At 69.7% G+C, this 21,561-nt stretch carries 12 protein-coding genes and 1 pseudogene; 7 read left to right on the top strand and 6 right to left on the bottom strand.

Annotated elements, in window-relative coordinates; translation table 11 throughout:
• Positions 1–6: 6 nt before the first annotated feature.
• Positions 7–645 (bottom strand): TetR/AcrR family transcriptional regulator, encoded by a 639-nt coding sequence (locus ABD844_RS31090; protein ID WP_344886148.1) that lies wholly within the window; start codon positions 643–645, stop codon positions 7–9.
• 57 nt (positions 646–702) lie between these two features.
• On the opposite strand from ABD844_RS31090, the gene ABD844_RS31085 reads away from it, so the two are divergent.
• The gene (locus ABD844_RS31085; protein ID WP_344886145.1) at positions 703–1,869 is read left to right on the top strand and encodes an FAD-dependent oxidoreductase; all 1,167 of its coding nucleotides are present in this window, start codon (positions 703–705) and stop codon (positions 1,867–1,869) included.
• Between the two features lie 85 nt (positions 1,870–1,954).
• Here the strand turns inward: ABD844_RS31085 and ABD844_RS31080 are convergent, their stop codons facing one another.
• A complete protein-coding gene (locus ABD844_RS31080) occupies positions 1,955–2,419 on the bottom strand; it encodes an alpha/beta hydrolase (RefSeq protein WP_344886142.1) in 465 nt (154 codons plus the stop codon).
• Between ABD844_RS31080 and ABD844_RS31075 the strand changes: the two genes are divergently transcribed.
• From ABD844_RS31075 to ABD844_RS31065, 3 genes are all read left to right on the top strand, one after another.
• Complete coding sequence (locus ABD844_RS31075) at positions 2,408–2,869, top strand: LuxR C-terminal-related transcriptional regulator (RefSeq protein WP_344886139.1); 462 nt, start codon at positions 2,408–2,410, stop codon at positions 2,867–2,869. The two genes, ABD844_RS31080 and ABD844_RS31075, sit on opposite strands and share 12 nt — an antisense overlap.
• A gap of 477 nt (positions 2,870–3,346) precedes the next feature.
• On the top strand, positions 3,347–4,879 hold the full coding sequence (locus tag ABD844_RS31070) for an FAD-binding oxidoreductase (RefSeq protein WP_344886136.1): 1,533 nt from the start codon (positions 3,347–3,349) through the stop codon (positions 4,877–4,879).
• Between the two features lie 519 nt (positions 4,880–5,398).
• Positions 5,399–8,179, top strand: a complete 2,781-nt coding sequence (locus ABD844_RS31065; protein WP_344886134.1) for a helix-turn-helix transcriptional regulator — start codon at positions 5,399–5,401, stop codon at positions 8,177–8,179.
• A 142-nt stretch (positions 8,180–8,321) separates the two neighbouring features.
• On the opposite strand, the gene ABD844_RS31060 is transcribed toward ABD844_RS31065, so the two are convergent.
• Positions 8,322–9,791, bottom strand: coding sequence for an AMP-binding protein (locus ABD844_RS31060; RefSeq protein WP_344886131.1), 1,470 nt, complete (start codon positions 9,789–9,791; stop codon positions 8,322–8,324).
• A gap of 458 nt (positions 9,792–10,249) precedes the next feature.
• On the opposite strand from ABD844_RS31060, the pseudogene ABD844_RS53330 reads away from it, so the two are divergent.
• Together ABD844_RS53330 and ABD844_RS31055 are read left to right on the top strand one after the other, a co-directional pair.
• A pseudogene (locus ABD844_RS53330) lies at positions 10,250–10,714 on the top strand (AAA family ATPase); the annotation flags it as partial.
• A 39-nt stretch (positions 10,715–10,753) separates the two neighbouring features.
• Positions 10,754–13,078: a helix-turn-helix transcriptional regulator gene (locus ABD844_RS31055; RefSeq protein ID WP_344886128.1), complete on the top strand. Its 2,325-nt coding sequence runs from the start codon at positions 10,754–10,756 to the stop codon at positions 13,076–13,078.
• Here the strand turns inward: ABD844_RS31055 and ABD844_RS31050 are convergent.
• Positions 13,045–13,899, bottom strand: a complete 855-nt coding sequence (locus tag ABD844_RS31050) for a class I SAM-dependent methyltransferase (protein WP_344886125.1) — start codon at positions 13,897–13,899, stop codon at positions 13,045–13,047. The genes ABD844_RS31055 and ABD844_RS31050 overlap by 34 nt on opposite strands.
• 104 nt (positions 13,900–14,003) lie before the next feature.
• The gene (locus tag ABD844_RS31045) at positions 14,004–15,641 is read right to left on the bottom strand and encodes an MFS transporter (RefSeq protein ID WP_344886122.1); all 1,638 of its coding nucleotides are present in this window, start codon (positions 15,639–15,641) and stop codon (positions 14,004–14,006) included.
• A gap of 260 nt (positions 15,642–15,901) precedes the next feature.
• Here ABD844_RS31045 and ABD844_RS31040 point away from each other — a divergent pair, with 260 nt between their 5' ends.
• Positions 15,902–16,786, top strand: a complete 885-nt coding sequence (locus tag ABD844_RS31040) for a TetR/AcrR family transcriptional regulator (RefSeq protein ID WP_344886119.1) — start codon at positions 15,902–15,904, stop codon at positions 16,784–16,786.
• 82 nt (positions 16,787–16,868) lie between these two features.
• Here the strand turns inward: ABD844_RS31040 and ABD844_RS31035 are convergent, their stop codons facing one another.
• Positions 16,869–21,530 carry an SDR family NAD(P)-dependent oxidoreductase gene (locus ABD844_RS31035; RefSeq protein WP_344886116.1) on the bottom strand — a complete coding sequence of 1,554 codons (4,662 nt, stop codon included), beginning with the start codon at positions 21,528–21,530 and terminating at the stop codon, positions 16,869–16,871.
• Positions 21,531–21,561: the final 31 nt, after the last annotated feature.

Here is a 21,561-nt window from a genome sequence, read left to right as displayed (position 1 = left end):
GGTCGCTCATGGCGTACGGGCCCAGGAGTGCCGTCCCCTGATGGCGGACAAGGCCGAGGCAGGGTTGAGTGCGGGGTCGATCCGCGCGGCGTGATGGAGCAGCTCGCCCAGGGGGGCCAGGAGCATCTCGATCAGATCGTCGGCCGGGATCTCGCACCCGCCCTGGAGCCAGTCGACGGCGGCCTCGTTGACCGCGGCGATCCATGATCGTATCGCCAGCCGTACGACGGGTCGCTCCGGGTCCAGGTCGAGGATTTCGCCGGTGGCCTGGATGGCCAGTTGCTTGGAGGAGTCGATGATGGCGCGGCTGTCGGGGTCGGCGCTGAGCATCAGTCCGAGGTAGGCGGCCGGGTTCTGCTGGATGGAGGCGAACAGGTCACCGAGGAGTTGCCGGATCCGGGTGCCGGCGGGGCCGGGTGGCGGCGGGCCCAGTTCGATGCGGCGGGCGATCTGCCGCATGGCCTCCAGGTGGATACCCCTCTTGTTGCCGAAGTGGTGGGCGACCAGCCCGTAGGCGACCCCGGCGGCGTTGGCGAGGTCGTGCACCGACACCTCGTCGTAGGGCTTGTCGAGGAACAGCTCGATCGCCGCGTCGAGAAGTTTGTTGCGGGTGGAGGCGGCGCGTTCGGCTCGGGTGGTGGACATACCGTCCAGTCTAGGTGATCCCGTATCATTGATTTTAAATCAACCATCGGAGGCGGCATGGCAGACATCGCGATCATCGGAGGCGGCCCCGGCGGACTGACGGCGGCCGTCGCGCTGGCCCGGCGCGGCGTACGCAGCACGGTGTTCGAGCGCGAGGGCCACCCTGAGAGCATGCCGCGCTTCAACCCCGACCGCTCCTACCCGATCGACCTCACCGGCCACGGGCTGCGGGCGCTGCGGCACATCGACGCCGTCGCCCATTTCGACGCCCACATGACCCCGTTCCGCGGGATCACCTTCGCGGGCCGAGTGATCGACCGGTGGTCCGAGCCTGGCTGGATCGGCTCGCGGGGCGACATCATGCGAGCGCTCATGTCCCTCGTGGAGGAGCGGCATCGCGACCTGATCGACTTCGAGTTCGAGTCCGACGTGCGCGCGCTCGACGTCCATGCGGGTGAGGTGGCCGGACGGCGCTTCGACCTCCTCATCGGCGCCGACGGTGCGGGCTCGGCGGTGCGTACGGCCATGCAGGAACAGGTCGAGGGCTTCACCGTCGAGACCTCCAGCATCCCGAACTACGGGCTCATCCTGGAGCTCGACCGGGTCGGCGACCGGCTGGACAAGCACTACCTCAACGGCCTGGCGTTCAGTCCGTTCGCCCTCGCGGGGGTGACCGCCGACGAGGGCAGGCCGGATGGAGTGCGCTGGCTGTGCGTGATCGGGGTGGGCGAGCCGACCTCCTTCGCCTCTCCCGAGCAGGCCGCCGCCTGGCTGGGCCGGCACGTCCCCCGCGCCCGGGATTTGACCAGCGAGCAGGCGATCGCCGCGTTCTCCCGACGGGAAAGCGTCCACCTGGGCCAGCGGCTGATCTGCTCCAGCCTGCACGGCGGCCGGGCGGTACTGCTCGGCGACGCCGCAGCCGCCTTCCCGCCGATCGGCCAGGGCGGCAACGCGGCCCTGGAGTCGGCGATGGTCCTCGACCAGTGCCTGGCCACCGGATCACTGGACACCGCCGCCGCCCGTTATGAGGCGGCCTGGAAACCCGAAGCGGACGCACTCGCCTGGATCGGCTGGCAGATCCGCTACCAGAACCGGTGGACCGCTGTCCGGGCGATCATCTCAACCGCACTCGGGGCCAACGTCACCAGCCAGGCCAAGAGCTCCACCCGTTCGTACGCCGAGGTCCGACAAGCGGCCCGCCGCCTGGGCGCGCTCTGGGCCTAGCCGGCCCGGGCGCAAAAGGAACACGATCATGCGCATTGACGTACGCACTCGCCGGTCGTTCGATGTGGTGCGGAGGCCCCACGGCTTACGGGCGGAAGGTCACCTCCGGGAAGCGTCGAGAGGGCCGGTCCAGCAGGTGTCCCTTCCGGCGCAGGTGGCGGTCGAAGAAGGCGAGCGGGTAGGCGCGCTGGATGGCCACTGCCCGTGCGGGGACGAGCGTGCCGATCTGCTCGGCGACTTGCGCGGCGCTCAAACCCAGCGCCGGCGCCGCCTGGGAAATGATCACCTCGAGGTCGGTGTAGGAGGCGTGTTCAGCGCCGTCGGCGCGCACTGCGAGCTTCCAACCTCTTAGGTGCGACCAGAACGTGGCCAGATCGGGGATGTTCTCCCGCCGGGCCTTGGTGGCCTCCATCAGCATGTACGGGTGATCGAGTCCCGAGGTGACCACAGGGCCGGCGACGGGTCCGTCCAAGCTGAGGCCCGCCTTGATGCGCGGGTCTTCGAGCACGGCGGAGGCGACCGTGGCGCCGCCCGCGGAGTGGCCGAACATGCCTACCCTGTCGAGTTCGACCTGGATGAGTACGTCTATGAGGCGCTGCGCGGCGGTGCCAGCGGTTTCCTCCTGAAGGACGCCCCGCCGCCGGACCTGTTGACCGCCGTCCGGGTGGTCGCCGCGGGAGAGGCGCTGCTGGCCCCCAGCGTCACCCGGCGGCTGATCTCCGACTTCGCCGCCCAGCCCGACATCCATCCCGTATCGGCGGAAGCAGCGCTGGACGGGGTGACCGAGCGTGAACGGCAGGTTCTGCTCCTGATCGCCCAGGGCTTGTCGAATGCCGAGATCGCTCAACGGCTCCACATCGGCGAGGGGACGGCGAAGACCCACGTGCGCCGCCTCCTGACCAAGCTCGATGCCCGCGACCGGGTCCATCTCGTCATCGTCGCCTTCCGGTCAGGTCTGGTCCCTCCAGACAGGGCCGCAGCCAAACCCGGTCCGCGATGAAGGCGGCTCTGGCGATCTTTGTGAAGTGCCGTCAAAGATCGTGAGCAAGTTCAGTAGGCGCACCGGATGAACTTCTGGAGAAGGCGGTGGAATTCCTTTTCGACACGGCCCGCACAATCACCGCCGCCCTCTACACCAGGTTCTTCCGCGCCCCGTCCCCTGCCGCTCCTGAGCCGAGCCCGTCCGGGTGGGATGATCCTCCGCTTTTTCGGCCTCTTTGCCATCTGCGATCACCATGGCCTCCTCCGGGCGAACAAAGGACTGCAAGTGAGCGCGGTCCGACCACGGCCGCGGGTGTTTTCGGATGCGTCGGCTTGGCTCCCAGCGCCGACCCGTAAACTCGAAAAGTCAAGTCAGTCAAAAGCGATAGTCGGGAATACCCTACCTTCATTGGTCGGGTACGCCTGATCGTTTCACCCCGGCCTTCTTCTCTAGCGTGGAAATCTCCATCCCCCAACGCTCCAGAGGAGGCCGATCATGGTCGATTCCATCCAAAGGACCGTTCTCTCCGGCACCGCGATCGCATCCGTGGCCGCGGTGGATTCGCTGGACCCGCGCTACCACTCGCTGGTGTCCAGGGGCTACAACCAGCGGTTCCGCTGCGCGCCGGAGCAGGTGCGGCCGGTCGTCTCCACCGAGGACGTCATACGGGTGGTCGACGACGCGGTGCGCGCCGACCGGCGCATCGTGGTGCGCAGCGGCGGCCACTGCTTCGAGGGCTTCGTGGACGACCCTTCCGTGCACACGCTCGTCGACCTCTCGGCGATGTCCGCGGTCCGGTACGACGCGCACCGCGACGCCTTCATGGTCGAGGCGGGCTGCACCATGGGCGAGATGTACCGGAAGTTGTTCCTGGGCTGGGGCGTGACCGTGCCCGGCGGGACCTGCCCCGCCGTGGGAGTGGGCGGGCATGTCTGCGGCGGCGGGTACGGCGCGCTGTGCCGGCTGCACGGCCTGACCGTCGACCATCTCCACGCGGTGGAGGTGGTCGTGGCGGACCGGTCCGGCAGGGCCAGGTCCGTGGTGGCGACAGGAGATCCGGCCGATCCCAACCGCGAGCTGTGGTGGGCGCACACGGGCGGCGGCGGAGGCAACTTCGGCATCGTCACCCGCTACTGGTTCCGAACCCCGGGCGCCGGCCACGGCGACCCCGGCACGTTGCTCCCCAGACCTCCCTCCACGGTGCTGTGCTTCTCGGTCGACTGGCCGTGGCCGGAGTTCGACCAGGAGTCGTTCGTCAGGCTGATGCGCAACTACGGGGAGTGGGGCGAGCGCAACTCGGAGCCCGGCTCGCCGGCGGCCCCCCTGTACGCCGAGTTCGGCCTGCCCAGCAGGCCGAGCGAGGCCATCAACCTGACCGGGCAGATCGCCACCGACACCGGGGCACAACGGCTGCTGGACGACCTCATGAACGCGCTCGGGCAGGGCGTGGACGTGCGTCCGAGCGTCCAGTCGTTCACCCTTCCGTGGCTCGCCGCCGCCACCCAGCCCACGCCCGGCGAGTCGGCCCTGCCCGACCGCCGCTTCAAAATCAAGTCGGGCTACCGGCGGCGGCGCCTCACCGACCGGCAGATCGCGACCGCCTATCGGCACCTGACCCGGTCCGACTACGGCTACCCCTATGCGACCCTCTTCATCAACACCTACGGCGGTCAGGTCAACGCCGTGGCCGCCGACGCGACCGCCGTACCGCACCGCGACTCGGTCTTCCTGGTCGGATACCTCGTCGGCTGGCAGGGTGCGGCCGAGGACGCCCGGCACCTGAGCTGGATCAGAGACCTCTACCAGGACGTCTACGCCGACAGCGCCGGGGTGCCCGCCGGCGACGAGGACGACGGGGCGTTCATCAACTACGCCGACACCGACCTGGCCGATCCCCGGTGGAACACCTCCGACGTCCCGTGGCACACCCTCTACTACAAGGACTGCTACGCGCGACTGCAGCGGGTCAAGCGCCTCTGGGACCCGCACAACCTGTTCCACCACGCCCTTTCTGTCCGCTCCGACTGACCCCTCTCCTCGCTCGACGCCGGCCTGCCACTACGGCAGGTCGGCTAGCCTTTTTGTGGCGGCACGACCACGATCCGTGGTGATCGAACCGGCCCCAGCAGACGGGCCAGGACACCCCGACCGAGGGTCACCACACCCTTGCTCCCCCTAAATCGACCCCTGACATAGGGGTTGGAAGGGGTTTGCTTCGCGGGTCAGATCGGGTGATTATTTCGCTAGAGCGCGGATCATGCCCGCGAGACGGTGCCGCGGGTTATTCACCGGCGGTCCCGGCCGGGCCCCGCGCAGCAAGGTGATGAATTCGCCGGAACATCGCGCGAGGAAAGTGAGACAGCGACGTGCTGAATGGACCGACCGGCGAACTCGCCGACGCTTTCCCGTAACTGAGAGGCCACCTGGCCGGTAGCGGCCTGCCACGCAAGAGGCACCACACCGCGAAAGAGCAAGAATTGATTTCTATCCGTCCGCGCGGCTGTCCATGAAGCGCGGCGGAGGGTAACGAGGCCATCGGGGGTCCTGATGTCACCGATCGAGCGTGAGAACGAGCTTGCCCGCCTGACCGACCTGCTCTCGGAGTCCATGCAAGGACGCGGCCGCGTCGCGATGATCACAGGTCCGACCGCCACCGGAAAGACCGAGCTCATGCACGCCTTCAGCGAGCAGGCCGTGGACTCCGGCGTGACGTGGCTGAGCGCCACCTGTTCGCGCGCGGAGCAGAACCTGTCACTGGGAACGGTCAGCCAGATCTTCCACAGCGCGGCCCTGCCGCCCGACTCCGCCGCCCACGTGGCACGCCTGCTGGAAAATGCCGCCTCCCATGCGGAACACTCCGAATCGCAACCCGAGGGGCTTGAATGGCTGCACGTCACACAGGGCCTGTGGTCGGTGATATTAGACCTCTCGCGAACCAATCCACTGCTCATCACGGTGGACGACGTAAATTATGCCGACTCTTTATCGTGGCGACTTGTCGTACATTTTGTCAATCGGTTGAAGACGGCGAATGTGCTGATAGTCATGACGGCGACGGAATGGCCGGAGGGGGCGGAGCTCCCGGTCGACGCCGATCTGATGCACCATCCCCACTGTCACCGTTTCAAGGTCGCGTCCCTGTCACCGGACGGCGTCACCCGGCTGCTCGCACGCGACCTCGGCGAGAGCGCGGCGGAGGAGCTCGGCCCGTCCTGCTACGAGATCAGCGGCGGCAACCCCCTGCTGGCCGGCGCGCTGCTGGAGGACTCGCAGGGCGCGGCGGGACAGGAGCCCGTCAAGCTCGTGGCGGGGAACACGTTCTCCCGATCGGTGCGCAGCCTGCTGCACCGATGTGATCCCGTCATGTCCCGCGTCGCGCGAGGTCTGGCGGTCCTCGGCCACAACGCCTCGACCGCCCTGCTGTCGGAGTTCCTGGGCGTTCAGCCGGGCGTCGTGGAGCAGGCGCTGAACCGGCTCGGCGCCATCGGCGTCCTCGACCGGACGCTCTTCCGCCACCCCGCCGCCCGGTCGGCGGTGCTGGAGGAGCTCGACCCCGGGGAGCGCGAGGAGGCGCACGGACGCGCCGCCGCCCTGCTGCACGCCCAGGGGGTCGCCGCCGCCGTCGTCGCCGGGCACCTGCTCGGCGCGCCGGGCCTGCGCGCCTCCTTCGCCCCCGCGGTGCTGCACGAGGCTGCGGGCCAGGCGCTCGCCGACGACCAGCACGAGTTCGCCATCCAGTGCCTGAAGCTCGCCGCCGAACTGAACGTGGACGGCCCGCGGCGCACGCTGGCCAGGGCGCGGCTCGCACGGGCGGAGTGGCAGCTCAACCCGGCCGCCGTGGCCCGCCACATCGGCCCGCTGACCGAGGCCACCATGAACGGCGAAGCGGGTCCCAACGAGATGTACACGCTGTTTCGGTTCCAGCTCTGGGACGGGCGGCTCGACGAGGCCGCGGAGGTGTTCGAGCGGCTGGTCAAAGGGGCCGACGAGGCCGGTCACGAGGACTTCGCCGTCCAGGTCGACGCCGCCCACCACTGGCTGTCGCACTCGTACCCGTCGGTACTGCTGCGTACCGGCAGGAACGCCGCGCCTCCGCCGCGGGCCAAGCGCGCGATCCACGGCCTGAGCCTTCAGGCGCAGGCCGTGACAGCGATGTCAGCCGTGTTACGGGAGGACACCAGCGTCGACGCGGTCAAGACGGCCGAGCGGGTCCTCCAGTCCGTCACCCTGGACGACTCGCACCTGGAGACCGTGGAGTCGGCCCTGCTCGCGCTGGTCTACTCGGACCGGACGGACAGAGCGGTCCTCTGGTGCGACGTGCTGTACCACGAGGCCACCGAACGCCGCTCCCCCACCTGGCGCGCCCTGCTCGCGGCCTTCCGCTCCTGCATCGCGATCCGTCAGGGCGACCTCATGACGGCCGAGGAGTACGCGGGCATCGCGCTCACCGTACTGCCGCCGAGGAGCCTCGGCGTCGTGGTGGCCCTGCCGCTGGCCGTCATGCTCCGCGCGACGACCGAGATGGGCAAGTACGACGCCGCCACGCGGTACCTGCGGATGCCCCTTCCCGACACGGCCTTCCAGACGCGTTTCGGGCTGCACTACCTCGACGCCCGAGCCCGTTACTACCTGGCCGCGGACCACCCGCTCGCCGCGCTCAAGGACTTCGTGACCTGCGGCAGGCTGGCCCGCGAGTGGGACCTGGACGTGCCCATGCTCACGCCGTGGCGGCAGGGCGCCGCCGCCGCGCTGCTGCAGATGGGGGAACCCGGCCAGGCCCTGCAGTACGTCGAGCAGCACAGCAGCCTCTCTAGCGGGCACTCCCTGCGTACGAAGGGGGTCTCGCTGCGGCTGCGCGCGGCCGCCAGCGACCTCCGTCAACGGCCCTCCCTGCTACGCGAGTCCGTCGAGGTGCTCCAGACCTCCGGCGACCACCTGGAGATGGCCTACGCCCTGGTCGACCTGGCGCGGACGCTGGAGGAGCTGGGCGAGTCCAGCAGGGCGCAGATGATCGAGCACCGGGCCGCGACCGTGGCCCGGTCCTGCGGCGCCGAGCCGCTGCGCTCGAAGCTGACCGGCGTCTCCACCGGTGACGCCGGCGGGAACGGCGCGGAGGAGGCCGACCGCGGCTTCATCAGCGCGCTCAGCGACGCCGAGCAGCGCGTCGCCTCGCTCGCGGCCCTGGGCTACACCAACAGGGAGATCGCGAGAAAGATCTTCATCACGGTCAGCACGGTAGAGCAGCACCTGACCAGGATCTACCGCAAGTTGAACGTGACCGGCCGCAAGGACCTGCCCTCGCATCTGACGCAGAAGGCGGTGTGCTGACCGAGCGCACGGCGGCGGTGCCCAGCGTCATCCCCGAGCAGTGGAGGACACCTGGGCGCCGCGCTCCTGGCGGCCGTGGCGGTCCTGACCGTGGTCACTCCGCGCCGGGTACGGATCGACGCCCCGGCCGCGGACTGACCGGTCAGACGCCGGGTTCGAGGAAGCGGACGAGCTCCTTGCGCTCGTTCTTGCCGTTGAGCGTGAGGGGGAAGACCGGCAGGACGCGGCAGATCGCGGGCACCTTCGCGGCCTCCAGCCGGCGCGCCAGCTCGCGCAGGACGACGTGCGGGGCCAGCTCGCCCTCGACGAGGATCGCGAGGTCGTGCCGCTCCCCCGGGGGCAGCACCGCGGCCGCGCGAACCCCGGGGACGTCCATCGCCGCGGTCTCGATCTCGACGGTGCTCATGCGGACGCCCTTGCGCTTGAACATGTCGTCGCGCCGGCCCTCGAAGTAGAGGTAGCCGTCCTCGTCGAGGAGGCCGTAGTCGCCGGTGTGCAGGCGCACCTCCCCGGTGGCGTCGTCCGGACGGTAGGCGCGGGCGGTCAGCTCGGGGGCTCGCCAGTAGCCCGCCATCACGTTGGGCCCGGCCACCACGATCTCCCCGACCTCTCCGGTGGGGAGCGGCGAGCCGTCGTCGCCGAGGATCAGCACCCGGGTCCCCGGCAGCGGCCGGCCCACCGAGTCGGGCCGTTCCCTGTCCCGCTCGGGCTCCATGATGGTGACCCGTTTGCACTCGGTGACGCCGTACATGCGCACCACGCGGGTGCTGGGGAAGCACTCGCGCAGGCCCTCGACGGTCGCGGCGGGCAGCGCGGCGCCGGTGCTGGTGAACATCCGCACGGCGGGCGCGGAGCCGGGGCTCCGCCTGCTCAGGGTGACGAGCATGGAACCCAGCGAGGGAACGATCGGCACGACGGTGGCGCCGAACTCCTGGATCTGCCGCAGCAGCGCCGGGTCGGGCCCGTCGCCGGCCAGGACCAGCCCGGAGCGGCCGAGGGTGCTGAGGAAGATCTGGTAGAGCCCGTAGTCGAAGGACATCGGCGACCGGCAGAAGACGACGTCATCGGGCCGATAGCCGAGCACCGCGTTGATGGCCGACGCGGCGAACGTCACCTGCGCGTGCGTGCACACCACCGCTTTGGGGGCCGCGGTGCTGCCCGAGGTGTACATCAGGATCGCGACGTCGTCAGGGGCGGCCTCGGGCTCGTCGGACTCGTCGGGTCCGGGGCGCCCGACGAGGGCCTCCACCTCGGGCCACAGCTCATCGAGGCCGTACACGGGCCGGAACCCGGTCTCGCCGATCGCCTCGCCGGCCCCGATGACCAGCGCGGGCTCGGAGTCCTCCAGGACCGACCGCAGGTGGTACGCCTTCATCCCGGGGTTGAGCGGGACGAAGACGGCGCCGCGCCGGGCGGTGCCGTACAGGATGGGAACGACCTCCCGCACGTTCGGCAGTCGCACGATGACCCGGTCGCCGGGCTTGACGCCCCTGGCCGCCAGCCAGGCGGCGAAGGCGTGGCCGAGCGCGGCGACCTGTCGGTAGTCCCAGTTGCCCCGGCGGTCGCGCACGGAGATCCCGCCGGGGTTCGCGGCCACGGCCTCGTCCAGCAAATGGTGAATGAGAGCCGGTCGCGGAGAAAGCGCCACCGAAATCGAGCCGTCCAAAATGATCCTCCCATTCGGGCCGAAAACACCGGAAACGCCAGGGACAACGCCGGGGGACAAGGAATGGTCAGTTCGGCGGCCGGGATGTTCGTGGGACGTCCACCGGACGCCGGCGGGTATGCAACGAAGCTACGCGCCCGCCTCCACCTGCTTGAACCCCTAGAGCCCCCTATCCGGCAGGCGGCGACCCGCTGCCGTGGAGAGGAGTCACCGGCTGACCGAATGGCCCTGGTCGGTGCCCGGTATGCGGGACGCGGGCAAGGCGGGTGTTCGGGTCTCCCGCGCCGGGGCCCGCCGCCGCGCTCTGGCGCAGAAGGCTATTTTCCGGTCAGACTATAGGAGCAACTTGCGGCGACTTTTCATTTGAGCTTCCACCATAGTCGGGGTCGGGTGCGGGAGAATCAATGCGGTCTGCTGAACGTGAAAACGAAATCATGCTGCTCAAAGCCATGCTCACGGAAAGTGAGCAAGGCCACGGCGGATTCGCCCTGATAACGGGCCCTCCGGGGTTCGACAAGAGCGGTTTGGTGCACGCTTTCGCCGACCGGGCCGCGCGGGCGGGCGCGACCCATCTGAGCGCCACATGTCTGCGGAATGAACAGAACATCACATTGGGCGTCGTGCACCAGATATCCCAGAGTCTGAGCGCCGTGCTCGGCGCGACGCCGGAGGCGTTGAAACCGTTGCGCGCGGCGGTGTTGAACGCCGGGCCGAGAGGGATCAGACCGGAGGATCTCAATTGGATCGGCGTCACGCACGGCCTTTGGGAGACGATCGCGGACCGGGCGAAGCAGAGCGTCGTATTGATAACCATCGATGACATTCAATACGCGGATTCAGTTTCGCTGGATATTCTGCTGCACTTCATCAACCGTTTGCGCGGCACAAGTATCTTCATGGTTTTCACGGTGACGGAAGAGCCGAGCGGCGTTCCATTCGGGATCCAGAGCGATCTCATGCACCATCCGCAGTGCCGGCGGATCAAGCTAACGCCGTACTCTCCGGACGAGATCGCCAGGATGGCCCGTGCCCGGCTCGGCGCCGAGCCGGGCACGGAGCTGGTCGACGAGATCCACCGGGTCAGCGGCGGGAACGCCCTGCTCGTCCGGGCACTGATCGAGGACCGGCAGGACGCGGGCGGCGCCACCGCCCCTCTGGTGGTCGGAGACGACTTCGCCGGGTCGGTGCGGACCCTGCTGAACCGCGTCAACGGCTTATCCCTGCGGCTCCTGCGGGTCGCCGCCGTGCTGGGCCCGTACGCCACTCCCCCGCTGCTGTCCGAGATGCTGCGCATCAAGCCCTCGACCGTGGAGAGCACGCTGGGGTGGCTGACCGAGACCGGGCTCATGAACGCGCACGAATTTCGCCACCGCGCCGCCAGGGAGGCCGTCCTCGACTCGATGGACGCGAACACCCTGCGGGAGCTGAACCGGCGGGCCGCCCGTCTGCTGCACATCGTCGGCATGCAGCCCGGTGTGATCGCCGACCACGTCCTCGCCAGCGGGCCTCCGTACGAGCCGTGGGCGCTGGACCTCGTACGAGAGGCGGCCTGCCAGGCCATCGCGGCCGACGACTACCGCCTCGCGGTGCGCTACCTCAGGCACGCGGTGGAGCTGTGCGGCGGGGACGACGACCGGGCGGCGGTCACGTTGGCGCTGACCAAGGCCCTCTGGCGGCTCAATCCGTCCAGCATGATCGCGCACAGCCGCGCGCTGATGCAGGCGGCGCGTGACGGCAGGCTGGCTGCCGACGACGTGTACTGGCTGCTCACCCGCATGTTGTGGCTCGGCCACGAGGACGCGGCCGAGGAGCTGTTCGGGCTGCTGGAGGGCATGGAGTGCGCGACCGGGCCGGGGCGGGCGGACCCTGAGGACGGGCACGCCGGCATGCGGCGGCTCTCGGCCGAGCACTGGCTGGCCGGCACGCATCCCCCGCTCCTGCACCGGCTGCGCGGCACGTACCGGCCCTCCGCCTTACCCGAGGGCGGCGAGCAGCTCCCGAACGGCCTGCACGCGATGACGGTCGCCGCGCTCGCCGCCACCCTGCGCGAGGGCGAGACCAAGGCCGACCTGATGGCGGCGGAGCGATTCCTCCAGTCGGTGCAGCCCGGCGACTTCGACGTCGAACTGGTCGAGGCGGCACTGTTCAGCCTCGTCTACTCCGACCGCATCACCGAGGCGTCGTCGCTCGCCGAGGCACTCCACAGGCTGGCGGAGCGGCACTCCTCACCCACCTTGACCAGCGTGTTCGCGGCGTTCCGCGCGCACATCGCCGAGCGCAGGGGTGAGCTGCCCGAGGCCGTCGAGTACGGGCGGCTCTCCCTGCGCACCCTCCCGCCGCGCAGCCTGGGCGTGCTCGCGGCGCTGCCACTGGCCGCCCTGATCGAGGCGCACACGGAGATGGGCGAGTACCAGGAGGCCGAGCGGTACCTGAGCCACCCGCTGCCGGAGTCGGTGTACCGGACCAGGTACGGGCTGCACTACCTGGGCGCGCGGGGCCGCTACCGGGTCGCGGTGGGGCGGGCGCACGCGGCCCTCGACGACTTCCTGAAGTGCGGGACGCTGATGGACACCTGGGAGGTCGACACGCCCCTGCTCGTCCCGTGGCGGCTCGGCGCGGCGGGTGTGTCGGTCATCCTGCACAACAACGCCCGCGCCAGGAAGTTCCTGGAGCTGCACCAGGCACTGCCGCACGGCCACTCGCCGCGGATCCGGGGGTACGCGCTGATGGTGCTCGCCGCCGCCGAGGAGATGGGACGCCGCCCGCAGCTCCTGCGCAAGGCGATCGACATGCTGCAGGACTCCGGGCACAACATGGAGCTGGCGCACGCGCTGACCCGCCTCAGCCACTCGCTCGCCGCGCTGGGCGAGACGGACAAGGCCCGGCTCGTCGGCCGGCAGGCCGACACCGTCGTCCGGCAGGTCCACGCCGAGCCGCTGCGCCAGTCGGTGGAGAGCGCCATCGAGACCGGTTTCGGCGCCGCCCTCCTGCAGAACGGCCAGAACCTGCTGAGCCCCGCCGAGTATCGTGTCGCCTCGCTGGCCGCGCTCGGCTACACCAACAGGGAGATCGCGAAGCGGGCGCACATCACCGTCAGCACGGTGGAGCAGCACCTCACCCGCATCTACCGCAAGCTCCACGTGAACGGGCGGAACGACCTTTCGCGGATGTTCTCCGCGAAAGAGCAGGAGTCCGCGGACTACGCGCCACGGGGAATTCCCGGGTCGGCGTAGTCGGGCTTGCGTGCGACGAGGGTCGCCCACCCGACCTCCCCGTGATCGACCGCGTCCCACACCTCGTCCCAGGAGGACAGGTCCGGCGGATCCTCGCGCCCCGCGGCACAGGCCTCCCGCTCGGCGCGCATCCGGGCGGCCGCCGCGTTCTCCCTCAGGACGAGCTTGAGGAAACCGTCGAGGTTGATGATCGAGACGATCTCGAACCCGGCCTCTTCCAAGGCGACGTGGCACTCCAGCAGCGTGTGGCCGCTGCTCCACCCGAACCGGTCGTGGACGTGACGCCGGGTGCGCTCGCTGATGGTTCTGCGGAGCTGGAAGAAGTCGCTGAGGGCGAAGAAGCCGCCGGCGCGCAGCACACGGTGGATCTCCGCGTGGCCGCGCCGCTTGTCGGGCGCCCTGTGCAGGGCGCCGTGGCTGACGACGTGGGTGAAGGTGCCGGGCTCGTAGGGCAGCCGCAGCACCGAGGCCTGCCGGAAGTCGATGTCGAACTGGTGCGTACGGCTCCTGCACAGGTCCTTCGCGAACCTGACGTACGCCTCGTGCGGGAAGATCCCCTCGCCGCGCAGGTCGAACCAGCGGGCGAGATAGCACAGCAGGGCCTCGCAGCCGCCGCCCACCTCGAGCACCTCGGACGAGGCGTTGATACCGGCCTCGGCGGCGAGAATGGCGGCGGTCTGCTCCACCGTTGAGCGGTAGTCGTCCAGGGCCCGCTCCCGCAGCTCCCGGATGTGCCGCCAGGGGGCCTCGGCAGCATGGGCGCCGGAGTCCGGGGTCTCGTCCTCGGACGCCGAGAAGTGCTCCATGTCCTGGTCATGCACGTCTCCGACTCCCTTCGATCGGTAAGCGCGACCGGCACCTCGAAGATCCTTCGTCTTCCAGAGTGCCCTGGTTCCGACACTCCCGCCATGCTGCTGACCCCCCTTCAGGCGGTACGGTCCCCCCTCCCGGCGCGGTCGCTCGACGAGAGATCGCCGGGCGGCTCGTCCGCCTGCCCGCCGGCGGACTCGCCGGCGGTGGACTCGTGCCCGGGGCTCGCCGCGGGGCCGTCCGGCTCGATCCGCGCCGTACGGAGGTAGCCGAAGGCCAGGACCGCCATGATCAGCATGATGCCGGCGCCCGCGTACGCCGCGATCTGCATCCCGTCGACGTACGCACCGGACGCCGCGGCCGCCAGCGCCCGGCCGACGGCGTCCGGAAGCTCGCCCGCGGCCGCCAGGGCGCCGCCGAGGGTCTCGTCCGCCACCTCCGCGACCTCCCTGGGCACGCCGGTGGGCATCTCGCCGGCGAGCGTGGCCCGGTAGACGGCCACCCCGATGCTGCCGAGGATGGCCGCCCCGAACGCCTGCCCGAACTCGGTGGCGGACTCGAACAGCCCCGAGGCCGACCCGGCCTTCGCGGGCGGCGCCGTCGCGACCACCATGGCGGACGCCAGCGCCTGCACCGAGCCGATGCCCCAGCCGAGCAGGAACAGCCCGCCGAACAGCAACGGCAGGTTGACGTCCGCGTCGAGCTGCGAGATCAGCAGGAAGCCCGCCGTGCCGGAGAGCATGCCGTAACCCATCACGTGCCCCGGCCTGACCCAGCGCGTGAGCGCCGCCCCGAGCAGCGAGCCCGCCGTCGAGCTCACGGCCGTCGGCAGGGTCATCAGCCCGGCCACGATCGGGCTCATCCCGAGCACCGACATCAGATACTGAGTGATGAAATAGAACGTCCCGACCAGGGCGAACACCGCCATCGTGGCGACGATCAGCGAGACGCCGAAGGCGCTGCTGCGGAACAGGGCCAGGTCCAGCATGGGGTCGGGCAGCCTGCGCTGTCTGCGCAGGAACAGCACGACGAACACCAGCCCGGCCGCCGCCGCGATCCACACGGACACGGAGTAGTCCTGCTCCGCGACCTGCTTCACGGCGTAGACGAGGGGCAGGGCGGCGAGGAGGACGAGGGCCGCGCTGAGGATGTCGAACCGCCCGGGGTCGGGGTCGCGGTACTCGGGCAGGAGCGGGGCGAGCACCAGCAGCAACGCCATGATGGGCACGCTGATCAGGAAGACCGCGCCCCACCAGAAGCTCTCCAGCAGCCATCCGCCGACGATCGGCCCGGCCACGCTGCCGAGTGTGAAGACCGCGGCCCACAGGGCGATCGCCATCTGGAGCTGGCGGGAGTCGGCGAACATGGCCCTGATGAGAGCCAGCGTGGACGGCATCAGCGTCGCCGCCGCGGCCCCCTGCAAGCCGCGGGCGGCGATGAGCAGCTCGGCGCTGGGCGCGTACGCCGCGATCGCCGACGTCACGGCGAACGCCGCCGCTCCCAGCAGGAGCAGCCTGCGCCGGCCGATCCGGTCGCCCAGCGAGCCCATCGGGATGAGCAGGCCGGCCAGCAGGAAGGCGTAGATGTCCACGATCCATAGCTGCTGTGCCCCGGTCGGCTCCAACTGGGCGCTGAGCGAGGGCAGCGCGAAGAACAGCACCGTCACCGTGATGGAGATGAGCAGCACGGGCAGCATGAGGACCGCCAGGCCGGTCCACTCCCTCCAGCCCGCCCTGTCCGCACCGGCGTCCATCGAACACACTCCTCTCGTACTGTGTACGCGTGATTAATGTACAGCATACGTGAATAGCGGCAATCGGCCAGTGACACAAATCGGATTTTCCTCTCACTCCTCTCATGTTCTAGATAACCTCTATCGATGCGAACGACCTCGTCTCCAGAACAGTCTCGGCGGGGTCATTTTCGTCACACTCTCCCATCGGTTTTTCATCACAGAATGACGGTGATAACATTTCCTCACAGGTCGATGTGATGTGACGAAATGAGGTCGCCATGCTGACGTGCGCGCAGTGCGGGACAGAGCTCACGGCGGCTCCCCGCGGGCGCAGGCCCCGCTACTGCTCACGGTCCTGCCAGGCACGCGCCTACCGGGCCCGCCTCGGCTCACGGCCCGATCAGGAGACCGGCCGGGCGACTGGCGAACGGAGCGCGCCCACGCCCGCCCTTCGCGCCGAGCCCCGCTCCGCCTCCGACGCCGGGCTCTCCCGGGAGCGCATCGTCCGCACCGCCATCGGCATCGCCAACGCCGACGGCCTGGAGAGCATGTCCATGCGGTACGTGGCGCACGAGCTCGGCGTCAAGGTGATGTCGCTCTACAACTACATCGACGGGAAGGACGAGTTGATCGACCTGATGGTCGAGGCCGTGTTCAGCGAGGACGGCGAGCGCCTGCCCGGCGGCGGCGGATGGCGGGCCGAGCTCGAAGCCGCGGCCCGATGGGAATGGGCGCTGTACTCGACCTACCCCTGGGTCCTGGAGGTGATCGCCACGGTCCAGCCGCCCCTCGTTCCCAGCCTGCTGGCCGGGTTCGAGCGAGGTCTCAGCGCACTGGACGGCCTGGGCCTCGACCCGGTGACGACCCACCACATCTACCTCGGCGTGAGCGGCATCGTGCAGGGCCTGGCCCTGCTCAGGGTGAGCGAGATCGCGTCCGAGCGGCGGGGCGGCCACATCTCGCTCAGCCAGTGGCGAGCCGTGAAGGTGCCGGCGGTGCTGGAGGAGCTGGGCACCGACAGATACCCGAGGCAGGCCGCGCTGCACAGCAACCCCGGGGTCCTCACCGACCTGGAGGAGATCTTCGAGTTCAGCCTCCGCCGACTCCTGGACGGCATCTCCCTCTTCCTGGAGGGGCAGCCCGGGCCCTCCCCGGAGGGGTAGGCCGGGCCGCATCCCCGCTTTCCTTCGCGTTCCTGTGCGTTCCTATGCTTTTCGTGCGTTCCTGTGCGTTTCGTGCGACCGCTCAGCCGTCCGCGGCCTGCGGGCCGTGGGGCGTCCCGTCCTCGCGCGTCCGTCCGGTGGGGCGGGCCAGCCACTTCTCGATCGCCTGCGCGATCGACCCCGACTCGCCCTCCAGCATGGTGAGATGATCGCCGCGGACCTCGCACAGCTCGTGGCTCAGATGCCAGGAGGCCCGCCAGTCGCCCGTCCGCGACCTCTCGCCGCCGGGGCCGGAGGGCAGCGGGGTGTCCGGCCTGAGGAACAGGACCGGAGTCTCGATGTCCACCACCTCCGTCTCCCTGAACAGCCGGTAGTACCGTCCCATGGCCGACATCCTGGTGTCGCTGAAGGGACCGAACGTCGCCGCCCTGTCGAACATCCCCTCCAGCATCGCGCCGCCCAACTCGCCGATGACGTCGCTGTCCGGCAGGAAGGTGTCCAGCAGCACGAGGCCCTGCGGACGCACCCCCTTCGCCTCCATGTACGTGACGGCCGCGTGCGCGAAATTGCCCCCGCCGCAGTATCCGACCACGACGAACGGATCGCCGCCCGCCGTCTCCAGGATGGACTCCGCCCACATGCGGACCACGACGTCCACGCTCTCCGGCAGGCTGTCGTCCGGCGCGTACCCGGGCACCTGGAGGGCGTACAGGTCGCGTACCCCCTGGAAGTGCTGCGCCAACCGGGCGAACTGGGACGCGCCGCCCAACGCCATGGGCGTGCTGAAACAGAACAGCTTCGGCTGGGCCGGGCCCGACGCCAGCGCCAGCGGCGGATAGTCGCGGCCGACTTCCTCGAGCGTCCCGAACGACCGGCGCAGCCGCGCCGCGGCCTCCAGCAGCTCCAGCCCTTCGTACAGCTTCCCTTCGTCACCGGCGGCACGGACGAGCGAACTCAGCGACCCGCCCCCGTCCGGCTCGGCCGTACCGGAGGCGACGGCGGCCGGGCCAGGGACGCCGCCGGTGGAGATCTCCCCCGCTATGTACTTCGCCAGAGCCGCCGCCGTGCCGTAGTCGAACACCGCCGTCGCCGGCATCCGCAACCCCGTCGCCTGGTTCAGCAGGTTGCGCAGCTCCATCGCGGTCAGCGAGTCGAAACCGGCCTCGAGGAAGTTCTGCTCCGCCCGGACGGCATCGGCCTCGCTGTAGCCGATCACTCTCGCCGCGCTCTCGCGCACCATCTTGGTGATCTCACCGGTCCATTCGGCCGCCGGCAACCCCTCCAGCCGCTGCCGCAGTGACGACACTTCGGACGCGGGCCCGCTACGGACGACCCGCCGCGTCGCCGCGGGCACGAGCGCGCGCAGAATCGCCGGGACGTCATCGGACCTGCGGGCCAGCGCGCGCACGTCGATGGGAAGCGGGAGGAGGTGAGGCTGAGGACGGGTCAGCGCCGCGACCAGCAGTCGGTCACCGTGTTCGGCGGTGATGGGCTGGTAGCCGGCTTGGTGGATGCGGGTGAGGTCGGTGTGGGTGAGGTGGGCGCTCATGCCGCTGGGTTGTTGCCAGAGTCCCCAGGCGAGGGATTGGGCGGGTAGGCCGTGGTGGCGGCGGTGGGTGGCCAGGGCGTCGAGGAAGGCGTTGGCGGCGGAGTAGTTGCCTTGTCCGGCGCTGTCCAAGGTCCCGGCGGAGGAGGAGTAGAGGACGAAGGCGGCCAGGTCGAGGTGGTGGGTGGCTTGGTGGAGGTGCCAGGCGGCGTCGGTTTTGGGTTTGAGTATTCGGTCGATTTTGTCGTGGTCGAGGTTGGTGATCAGGGCGTCGTCGAGGACGCCGGCGGTGTGGAAGATCGCGGTGAGTGGGTGTTCGGCGGGGATGCCTGCTAGGAGTGCTTGGGTTTGTTCGGGGTGGGAGAGGTCGCAGGCGGCGAACTCGACCTGGGCGCCCGCAGCTTGCAGGTCGGCCCGGAGCTGGTCGGCGCCCGGCGCCTGGTCCCCGCGTCGGGAGGCGAGGAGGAGGTGGCGGGCTTGGCCGGTCGCGGCCAGGTGGCGGGCGAGGGTTGCGCCGAGGCCGCCGGTGCCGCCGGTGATCAGTGTCGTGCCGTCCGGATCCGGGGCATGCGGGATGGTCAGCACGATCTTGCCGGTATGCCGCGCCTGAGCCATGAACCGGAACGCGTGCCCGGCCTGACGGACGTCCCAGCAGCGGACCGGCAACCGCTGCAACGCCCCCTGCCCGAATAGGTCGAGTAGTTCGGTCATGATCGCGCCGACGCGGTCGGTGCCGGCGTCCATCAGGTCGAAGCTGCGGTAGACGGCGTGGGGGTGGGTGGCGTGGACCTGGGCCGGGGTGCGCCGGTCGGTCTTGCCCATCTCAATGAACCGGCCACCACCGGTGAGGAGGTCGAGGGAGGCGTCGGTGAACTCCCCGGCCAAGGAGTTGAGCACCACATCCATACCGCGTCCGGCGAACGTGCGGGCGAAGTCGAGGGTGCGGGAAGAGGCGATGTGATCCTCCGCGATACCCAGGCCGCGTAACAGATGCTGCTTGGCCGGAGAAGCCGTGGCGAAGACTTCGGCGCCGAGATGCCGGGCGATCTGAATGGCGGCCATGCCCACCCCACCCGCACCCGCATGGATCAGCACCCGCTCACCCGAACGCAACCCAGCCAAATCCACCAACCCATACCACGCCGTAGCGAACACCCCAGGAACCGACGCAGCACCAGCAAAATCCCAACCGTCCGGCATCACCGCCACCATCCGCCGATCAACCACCACCCGAGGACCGAACGTCCCCTCCCCCAAACCCAGCACCCGATCCCCGACCCGCAACCCCTCCACACCCGAGCCCAACTCGGTCACCACTCCGGCGAACTCGCCGCCGATGTGTCCTCCCTGTTCGGGCACCATGCCGAGGGCGACGACGACGTCGCGGAAGTTCAGCCCGGCCGCACGTACCGCCACCCGGACCTGCCCGGGTTGCAGTTCCTGGTCGGCTTCCGGGGCGGGCACCAGGGTCAGGGCATCCAGGGAGCCCTTGGTGGGGTTGTCCAGCCGCCACGCGCCGGTCCCGTCGGGGGTGTGCAGGTCGGTGGAGGTGGCGACCTTGGCCAGGCGGGGCACCAGCACGCGCCCCTCACGTACCGCCAACTGCGGCTCGTCCTGCACGCCCAGCACCGAGACCAGCGCCTGCGACGACTGCGGCGCCTCGTCCACATCCACCAGGAGAATCCGGCCCGGATGCTCGGCCTGCGCCGACCGCACCAGCCCACACACCGCAGCACCCACCAGATCCGGAGCACCATCGGTCCCCAGAGCCGCCACCGCACCCCGCGTGACCAGCGCCAACCGCGTCCCGGCCAGCCGCTCCTCACCCAGCCAGCGTCCCAGAGTGCCGACAACCCGATCCAGCTCTGAGCGCAGCGCTTCGAGCCGCTCCTGCCCATCCGCGAACCGGCAGGGGACGACCACGGCCACGAGATCGTCATCGGCGCCCGCATCCTCCAGATCCGCGTAAGAGCGCACCTTCACACCGCCCTGCCGCAGCGCTTCGACCACATCGGTGTCCCCATCGCCGATGATCGCAACCGTTCCTTCCACTGGGCTGGAATTCCAGGAAGGCGGGATCACCCACTTCACGTAGTGCAGCGAGTCGTGGTCCGCTTGGGCGGCGGCCAGTCCGCCGGGTGGTAGTGGTCGTGAGACGAGGGCGTCGATGTGTGCGACGGGGGTGCCGGTGGTGTCGGCCAGGTGGATGGCGACGGCTCCGTGCTGGTCTGGCGTGATGTGCACGCGCAGCCGTGTGGCGCCCGAGGCCAGCAGTTGCACCCCGGTCCAGGCGAACGGTAGCTGTACCTCTGCTTGCGGCGGGCCGGTGAGGGTCGTGGCATGCAGGGCAGCATCCAGCAGAGCGGGATGCAAGCCGTATCGGGCGGCTTCGGCCGCTTCCCGCTCGCCGAGCTCCACCTCGGCGAACACCTCACCATCACGCACCCAGGCACGCTTGAGCCCTTGGAACGCCGGACCGTAGCTGTAGCCGTCCGACGCCAGCACCTCGTACAGGTTCGACACCTCAACCGGCTCGGCACCGGTAGGCGGCCACTGCGCCAAATCGAACCGCGACCGCCGCTCCTCTCCAGCGGCTGAGGCAGAGGCGAGTGTGCCTTCCGCGTGCCGCACCCACACCCCAGCACCAGCACCGGAAACGGTGCGGGAATCTGTGCGTGCGTTGGTGCGGGAGTGGATGCTGACCGCGCGTCGCCCGTCCGATTCGGGCGCGGCCACGCGCACCTGCACATCCACCGGCTCGTCAGCGATGACCAGCGGGGCGTGCAGGGTGAGCTCGTCCAGCACCGGGCACCCGGCCTCGTCACCCGCCCGAACCGCCAACTCCACCATGCCCGCACCAGGAAACAACACCGTGGCACCCACAGCGTGATCGGCCAGCCACCGCTGACCAGCCCGAGACAAACGACCAGTGAGCACGATCTCACCGGTATCGGCAACCTGCACCGCCGCACCCAGCAACGGATGATCAGCAGCAGTCTGGCCCAGCCCGCTCGCATCAGCCAGAACCGGCACCGACTCCAACCAGAACCGGCGCCGCTGAAACGCATACGTCGGCAACTCCACCCCACCAACCCCACCACCGACCCCGGCGGCCTCGCCGAGCGTGCCAACCCCACCGTCCCCGGTGAACAGTTTCGGCCAGTCCACATCCACACCAGCGACGAACGCCTCACCCACCGAACGCAGAAACCGCGCAGCACCACCCTCA

The organism is Nonomuraea antimicrobica (genome assembly GCF_039536965.1).
GTDB classification, from domain to species: Bacteria; Actinomycetota; Actinomycetes; order Streptosporangiales; family Streptosporangiaceae; genus Nonomuraea; species Nonomuraea antimicrobica.
The sequence above is the reverse complement of the archived record's forward strand: the minus strand, read 5'-3'. Positions and strand labels throughout refer to the sequence as shown.

What these genes read in the sequence shown, in the direction of transcription:
- ABD844_RS31065 (WP_344886134.1), top strand. Translation starts at nt 5,399, where the DNA reads ATGTCACCGATCGAGCGTGAGAACGAGCTTGCCCGCCTGACCGACCTG.
- ABD844_RS31040 (WP_344886119.1), top strand. Translation starts at nt 15,902, where the DNA reads ATGCTGACGTGCGCGCAGTGCGGGACAGAGCTCACGGCGGCTCCCCGC.
- ABD844_RS31045 (WP_344886122.1), bottom strand. Translation starts at nt 15,641, where the DNA reads ATGGACGCCGGTGCGGACAGGGCGGGCTGGAGGGAGTGGACCGGCCTG.
- ABD844_RS31080 (WP_344886142.1), bottom strand. Translation starts at nt 2,419, where the DNA reads ATGTTCGGCCACTCCGCGGGCGGCGCCACGGTCGCCTCCGCCGTGCTC.
- ABD844_RS31070 (WP_344886136.1), top strand. Translation starts at nt 3,347, where the DNA reads ATGGTCGATTCCATCCAAAGGACCGTTCTCTCCGGCACCGCGATCGCA.
- ABD844_RS31085 (WP_344886145.1), top strand. Translation starts at nt 703, where the DNA reads ATGGCAGACATCGCGATCATCGGAGGCGGCCCCGGCGGACTGACGGCG.
- ABD844_RS31090 (WP_344886148.1), bottom strand. Translation starts at nt 645, where the DNA reads ATGTCCACCACCCGAGCCGAACGCGCCGCCTCCACCCGCAACAAACTT.